Below are 7,151 nucleotides of genomic sequence, written 5' to 3'. Positions count from 1 at the left end.
TAGCCTAACAAAACATTTAACCGGTTTTATGAATTAGCTGAGGCAATCCATTCCGGAAGGAACCAGGAAGTATAAAGATGGCTCCTTTCCATCAATAAAGAATTGGGAAATTTTGGAGATAGACCTATCCAAGAAATTCCCAGCACCAGCGGCAAATATTGGCATTTAGATTTCGGTCGTAGCTTAGATCATTTTCGGATGTCCACTCCGCGCAACAGGCGCACCTTTGTTGCTGTTCAAAGTATTTTTGCCATCTGGTATTATTATCTGCAGAGGATTGCGTCCGATCATATTCCTTCACGTTCACCGGGGGCCTGCAATAGGAATGATTGGAAAACCAATTACGGTGCGCTTTATCCCAGTGGCCCAATTCATCGTTGATGATCCGGAATTCACCGTAACGGTCAAGAAAGATTAGTTTCGAATACCCGATAAATACAGATATCAGCTGGCATATGGCCGGATTATCAAGGAAATCGTCAGGCAAGCCTTTTAACAGATCGACAAAAAGGCGGGTGTCATTGATTTCTTCGGTCGGCTCAACATGTTCGATAATACCATTATGCGCCATCACCAGTCCCGGATGGACCTCGAAAGGATGGCAATTTTCTTTGTCGATACTGCCGGAAGTAGCGATACGGAAATGAAGGATCATCGGAAGCGTATTATCCTGGCGGATACGTAGGTAGTGCGTGTACAGCTTTTCGACCGAATGCATTTCCTTGTATACTTTCAGGTTGGAACCATCTGTATAGGCAATGCCACCACCATCGGGATTTTGGTCCCAACATACACGGAAAGTAGATTCATCAATCACACCGCTTGTATTCAAAATGGCTATGCACATGTCTTCATTGATTTTAAGCGGTTGAGCAAACGTTTTATATCTCTTTCCTTGGATAGGTCGGTATTGAAATATTCCAGGGCGACATGGAGCACCCGTTCCAGCAACATGGACTCCTTACCTGAATATTGGGACTGAATAAGTTTTCCCAGCTCTGTGGACTTATCGAATGCAGCTAAAGTAACCGCCAGGATACTATGCTGGGCCCTGCTCACCATCAGCCGGCAAAACGATAAGCGGAACAGGAGCACGTTCATATCGTAAACTTTTGCCGGGAACCGTAATTCAATGCGGTCCGGCCAGATCCTTATCGCCTGGTGCTTTTCAGGATCTGCTTTTAGCAAGCGTTCTGTTTTTCCTTTGCAATAATTCTTTTTTAAGCGGTCCGGGTACATTGACATGAACAAAGGCAGATAGGGTCGGCAGTAGTCAAAGAAAGCCTGCCCGCATTTGGGTGGTAAGGAAAGATGTATATGCCCACCGGCATTGATGTGATTATCGGCATTCAGCGCCTGCCTGATCTGGGGTAGCCACACTATTTCTATTTTTGGTGAAAACAATGGGTAGACCGGTGTCTTTAGCTCCCAATCGACCGATCCATCTTTTTCCATGATACAGCCGGTTCCATGGTACAGATCTTCTTTGCTCCAGAAACCGCAGAATTCCGGGGGCCCACCTTTTTCGATCTCGAAACCGATCCCGGCTTCATCTTCATTATTCCTGTAATCGTCCGGAACAGGTCCTTCATGGTAGGGCCAGATTTCGTCGTGGTCATGATCATCATCATCTTCATCAAAAGAATTATCTATGATATCGGTATCCGTATTCATAGGAGCAGTATCCGATAGCTGCTCCTGCTCTTCAGACAATACAGCAACCGGAATGACACGCCCATCTAAAGTAGTAGTGAGACCACTGGCGGATAAACCATCCACATCGTAATACCGGCCTTCATACAAATAGCAATTGGAGGCGTATCGCATATGTGTACAAAAGGAAGCTTCGGTCCCGACATTTACACTAATACTTTCCGAACGTAAAATGTACAGATAGTCTACCTCATCAAAAATGATAAATGTAACATCGAGTACCTTGTGGTAGTAGGTACTACCGATTGCTGCACAATGGTCTAATAAGGTCAGCATTCCTGTAGCGGTCAATACCACCTGGTTCTTTTGGTCATGCCACTGGGGCGGCAGGTAACCATCCCGGATACTCTGCCTCACCAATCTTAATAATTGTCTCGTCATAACTCATTATTTTATCCGTTTGTGAATCTGATCCGGCTATGGCGTTTCGGCCTCTTCAAGCCATCATCAGTGCCGGAAACTACCGGCAGACGCTCATCGCCGCCTAAATTTTGGCAGCTGCCACGCAGCCAGGCCCGAATGGCAGATCACTTTGAAAAAAAATACGACCGAGGCGACGCAGCGCGCCCTCCGAAGGAGGCCCGCGGCGGTGGAGATTTTTTTTCAAAGTGATCTGCTTTCGGGCGGCCTGCGTAGATTTGCCCGAAATTTTAGGCGGCAGTGAGCTGGATGAACAGGAAGACTTTAATATCCTGATCGAAAACGGCAGTAATGATTACGATTAAACGAAGTATGGATTTTTTATGAGCGCGATGCGGTAGTTAAAGCTGCATCCGTAGGAGGCGAAACTGGGAGTTGGTATTTATACAGGGAAGAATAAATCAGGGTTATTGATCATGCAAATAAAAGGAGCCATAGTGGCTATAACGGTATGACCTATACGAAAATGACATTAAAACAAAAATGCCAGCTCCGATCAGAGCTGGCATTTTCACGTATCATAATTTATACTTTTACCCGGATCAGGTTACAGGGCCGGAATACCGGATAATATATGGCTGCACCAGGAGGCAATTTTCAAAATTACTTTTACGCCCCTGGAAGATAAATTGCTTTTCGAATTTCTCCGGCGAAAAGCCGCTGGTGGGCTCATCGCTACTGATTGCCACGATCGGCATGATCACCAGATCGCCCTCCCTGGTCTTTCGGCCCAATAACTGTTCCCAATGGTAGCCGGAGAAAATAGCAGGATCGGTCATTTCACCGATAACATCAGCAGGGGCATTATCCGAAGCTATGATCTCCTTTACTTTATTGCCTGCTCCCAGCTTTACTTTTAGAGCGTATAAGCCCGGCTCCTTTCGCATGATCAATGTACCGGAGTATTTACAATGTTTATCGAAAATTTTCACCAGGGCCTTGGCAGCAGCTTCTTTATGGCTGCTATTCTGGGCGGGCGCGGTAGCTATAGCAGTAATTAAAGCAAGCAATAAAAATAGTGTTCTCATAGTGTGCTATTATTTATTTAGTATGAAAAAACCTTTGATCATGGGCATCGGGTACCACCGGAATGATTGCGTTCAAACTGGTCCGCACGTATCTGCATCAGGTTCGCATCATTAGGATGCTCGGTCTTGAATTTAGTCCAGGCGTCTGTATCTTCCAAGCCCTCCCATGAAAGGGCGAGCGCGTCATTGTAATTTAATCCAAAAAAAATACTCTGCAGAAAGTCCGCCATATTGGTAACATAATTATTGGCCATCATCTCATGATTCAATGCCACTTTCCATTCCGGCGCATCATTCGATAGCTTCTTTTTTATCAAGAATATCCCGTGTAACATTTCATGGACCAGGGTCGCGACAATTAATTCCTTGGAGGAATGGGTCAGCACATCGGAATTCAAACGTGTTTTTATGAAATAATTGCCCTCGGCCAAAGTTTTGGCCGCATCGATACTTCCCATTGCTTCCTGGGTGAATACCACGGTGTATTCTCCCTTACCACCGAATATCTGGTTGAACATAGCCGAGATTTGATTAAGCACCGGGCGATTCAATACCACCTGCGTCGCCCAGGCCAGGCAGGGATCTGCTACCGATTTATCGACGAGTACAGTATCCAAACCATAATTACCGCCACCGCCGATCGTCAGATCATTACTAGGCCCACCGGCGCCACCGGTCCCGGACCAGTTTTCTGTAGTATATACCGGTGGCAGCGGATCGATCTCATCGGGATTACAATAAACCTGCCAGCCGCCGTAACCCTGGAACCAGGTATTCCAGCCACAACCCATCTGGTTGGGAATACCGCAATCCTGCACCATACTCGGATGACCTTCACCACGTGTATAAACAACATTCTGCACACCATTGCAAATGGCTACCCAGGTACATTCATGGTAATAAAGGCATGCCTCTGTGTGGGTGCTACTGGTTTGAGGTTCGCCCTGCAGGTACCGGAAATTGCCATAGCAATGACCGTCCAGCCCCTGCACCAGCATGACGCTATTTTGTGAACGGTCCAAGCGAACCTGGGAACGTGGGTCCTGGCCGGAATAAATTTCACATACTTTCAAGTCGTAACCATTGCCACTGCGCTGCGCTGCCAGGAAACGACGAACGTTTGTTTGTAAATTATCGCTGAAAAGCTGCGCACCACCAACCACTTGCCCTTTAAGGGGAATATACACCAAATTCTTATACGACTTAAAATCGGCAGCAGCAAATGCCTGGTCCCATTGCGGACGCCAGGCAATGAATAAGCTATCATTCAGCTTTTGACGAAGCGCATAATGATCTATTTGCGCGTAAGCAGTGCGGATTCCTGTAATGTCAAACTCGGGACGATCGACAGCACCAGTTCGATCCGCTTTCTTACATGCGGACAACAGTGCCAAACAACAAGCGAATAATAGCCATGAAATTGGGATTCGTTTCATTTAAAAGGGGTTTTTAGGTGTTAAGAAAAATAAGACTGGTATTTTTTACTGCGGAAATCCAATAGGATTTTTTTAGAGCTGCTGCTATAGAAATGAACCAAACAGGGGGACGCAGTCAGACAAGTCGAGGACTGACAATCATTGGCTAATAGCTAACGGATCCAGGCCGGTTCCGCAGTGGTATCAACTATAGAGACATTAAGGAGCTTGTTATGCAGCACGGTTTTGGTTCCGGGCAATACAGCAAGGATGGTATCAGCGGTGCTCAGCTGTAATTTTCCGCTTATTAACGTCACTTCCATGGATGTGCTATCTGCCTTCAGGTTAAATCGGGTACCTAATACCGTGATCCGGGCAGCTGCACCATGAATAATAAAGGGGCGACGCTCACTTGCCTGGACCTCGAAAAAAGCCTCGCCCTCCATTTCCAGGGTGCGGGCAAATGTCGCTATATCAAAGGCAAGCGAAGAACCGGCACGAATCCTGGCACGGCTGCCATCCGGCAGTTTCAGCCAACAATTCCTACCGGAAGGAATTTCCAATATTACCCGTTCAGATCCTCCTTTTGCAATGGTGCCAACCGACATCGTATCCTTTTGCACGACCACCGGGACTTCGGCAATAGAAAAAACGCTATCTCCTACCGGCATGAAGATATGATGCGTACGGGTATTTACAGGAGCCAGCATTAACGAGCGATTCGAATTATGCTCCGATACAACCGGGGTATGCTTACTAACAGGTAGCGAGAGGCAATAGGCGATGACACCTATAAGTGGAAGTACCACAGCTGCAGCTCTCAGCATTACGATCATCCGGGTGCGTTTTCTTTGCTGTTCTGCTGCAATACGCGCTAGGGCCCGTTGCAGCGGGGCCTCCGGGTCGTAATTCTTACAAGCGCTACGAATCCGCGACCACCTGGTCGGATCGCTTAACCGCGTTGTGAGCACCTGGTTGTTGTTGTTGCGCTGATACCATTGTTTTAATTCCGGTAACCGATCCAGGTTCTGATCGACTACCAGGAAATAAACCAGGTCCTTAGCGAGGCGCAATGCACGTAACACGTCGTTTATGGCCATGACAGTAATATTCATGCCGGATCATCGATCAATAACGATCAGGCGCATCGGAAACTTCACCGGTTCCAAACGAAATTTCCAGGTTCAGGAAAATAGCAATCCCTACTAAATGAAACACCGGACTATTGCAAAATCGCTACGCCCGAAGAAAATATTTTTTGAATTAGTGCAGCAAAAGGGCTTGCAGCACCAGGAACGTCCTTGTGGACAAGAGTTTGCGTAGCTTATCGACACCTTTCTGCCGCTGGGTCAAAACCGTACTTTGGGAAATGCCCAGCTGGCAGGCAATTTCTTTTACTTTCATACCCTGGTACAGGCTCATCGTAATGACCTGCCGGCATCCGGGCGGCAGGCTTGCAATAGCGCGATCCAGCTCCAGCACCGTTTCCAGCTCTATTATGGCTTCCTCGATACAAGGCTCATCATGGCCTATCAGCATATCCGTGTACCGGTTGCGCCTCCTGGCTTCCCGTTGCTGAGACCGCAGCACATTTAAAGAAGCATTTTTTACTGTTACATATAGGAATGCTTTGATTGCCTGTACGTGACTAAATGCATTGCGCTTTGTCCAGATCTTTACCAGCGCATCTTCAGCAATTTCTTCTGCGCTGGAACGGTCCACATTCATTTTCTGGGAAAAATAACAGAGCGGCCCATAGTAGGTACGAAACAATGTCTTGAATGCTTCGTTGTCTCCTATGCGAAATGCCTGCAAGTCAAAGCAGTCAGGGTTCAGGGCTGGTTCAGCAGCAGTCTTGATCATGTCTTCTGGCTTATATGAAAATTTTTCCGTTTACTTTAATCGGAACTATAGGTGGGATTGCTAATTGGGAACCGGATGCGAATATAATAAAAACATTTTTATACGTAGTGCAGATATCATCGACTGCATTATTATAGCACTGCAGGCCATTATTTTGGATTTAAAGACATATGCGTTTTTTAACGCAGGAAGTATAGCCATTAACCTCGTTGGGATTCCAGGGATTCCAGGAATTTCGGACCTGCAATTAACTTATATTGCAATACCATGATAAGGGGAATATGCTTCGCCAGGTCATCCGGTGGCAGTGGTGTCAATCAGCCCTTGAATATATTTAAATGTCCATTGACACCATACCTACTAAATTCCCAAAAAAACATTCGAATTCTGGGCACCACCAGACGTCAGACTGGAGCTCGATCTATTTCCGGAAAAGAGGATCGCAAGGTCAATAAATTCGGAAATTCCAAAAATACCGGCAACAGATTAGCAGATCGCCAAGGATTTGTACTTTCATCAGAATGGCCTATCATATTATTGTACCCAACAGGTATTTTTTTATTGTTTAATCTAACGTGTTGTGCTATTAACAAGGCAAATTGATTGTAATAATAAATATGTATATAGATATGAAATAAAAAATGTTGTGCATTCGTCTAAGTAAATAACTACAAATACAAAAACGATCGATGCACAACATTAGAACGAATTT

At 46.0% G+C, this 7,151-nt stretch carries 7 protein-coding genes; 1 reads left to right on the top strand and 6 read right to left on the bottom strand.

The genetic code is table 11. The features are described from left to right. Positions 1 to 124: 124 nt before the first annotated feature. The gene (locus tag VM802_RS01100) at positions 125 to 847 is read right to left on the bottom strand and encodes a class II glutamine amidotransferase (RefSeq protein WP_325527069.1); all 723 of its coding nucleotides are present in this window, start codon (positions 845 to 847) and stop codon (positions 125 to 127) included. After that, positions 838 to 2,094: a hypothetical protein gene (locus VM802_RS01095; RefSeq protein ID WP_325527067.1), complete on the bottom strand. Its 1,257-nt coding sequence runs from the start codon at positions 2,092 to 2,094 to the stop codon at positions 838 to 840. The genes VM802_RS01100 and VM802_RS01095 overlap by 10 nt, the downstream gene beginning before the upstream one ends. Here VM802_RS01095 and VM802_RS01090 point away from each other — a divergent pair. Next, the gene (locus VM802_RS01090; protein ID WP_325527065.1) at positions 2,083 to 2,325 is read left to right on the top strand and encodes a hypothetical protein; all 243 of its coding nucleotides are present in this window, start codon (positions 2,083 to 2,085) and stop codon (positions 2,323 to 2,325) included. The genes VM802_RS01095 and VM802_RS01090 overlap by 12 nt on opposite strands. A gap of 350 nt (positions 2,326 to 2,675) precedes the next feature. On the opposite strand, the gene VM802_RS01085 is transcribed toward VM802_RS01090, so the two are convergent. The 4 genes from VM802_RS01085 to VM802_RS01070 form a co-directional block, all read right to left on the bottom strand. After that, complete coding sequence (locus VM802_RS01085) at positions 2,676 to 3,161, bottom strand: hypothetical protein (protein WP_325527063.1); 486 nt, start codon at positions 3,159 to 3,161, stop codon at positions 2,676 to 2,678. 38 nt (positions 3,162 to 3,199) lie between these two features. Next, positions 3,200 to 4,597, bottom strand: a complete 1,398-nt coding sequence (locus tag VM802_RS01080) for a hypothetical protein (RefSeq protein WP_325527061.1) — start codon at positions 4,595 to 4,597, stop codon at positions 3,200 to 3,202. 152 nt (positions 4,598 to 4,749) lie between these two features. Further along, on the bottom strand, positions 4,750 to 5,676 hold the full coding sequence (locus tag VM802_RS01075) for a FecR family protein (RefSeq protein WP_325527059.1): 927 nt from the start codon (positions 5,674 to 5,676) through the stop codon (positions 4,750 to 4,752). A gap of 163 nt (positions 5,677 to 5,839) precedes the next feature. Continuing rightward, complete coding sequence (locus tag VM802_RS01070; protein WP_325527057.1) at positions 5,840 to 6,439, bottom strand: RNA polymerase sigma-70 factor; 600 nt, start codon at positions 6,437 to 6,439, stop codon at positions 5,840 to 5,842. Positions 6,440 to 7,151: the final 712 nt, after the last annotated feature.

It is taken from the genome of Chitinophaga sp. (genome assembly GCF_035538455.1).
In the GTDB taxonomy this organism is placed as follows: Bacteria; Bacteroidota; Bacteroidia; order Chitinophagales; family Chitinophagaceae; genus Chitinophaga.
This window is presented reverse-complemented; position numbering and strand designations above follow the sequence as displayed.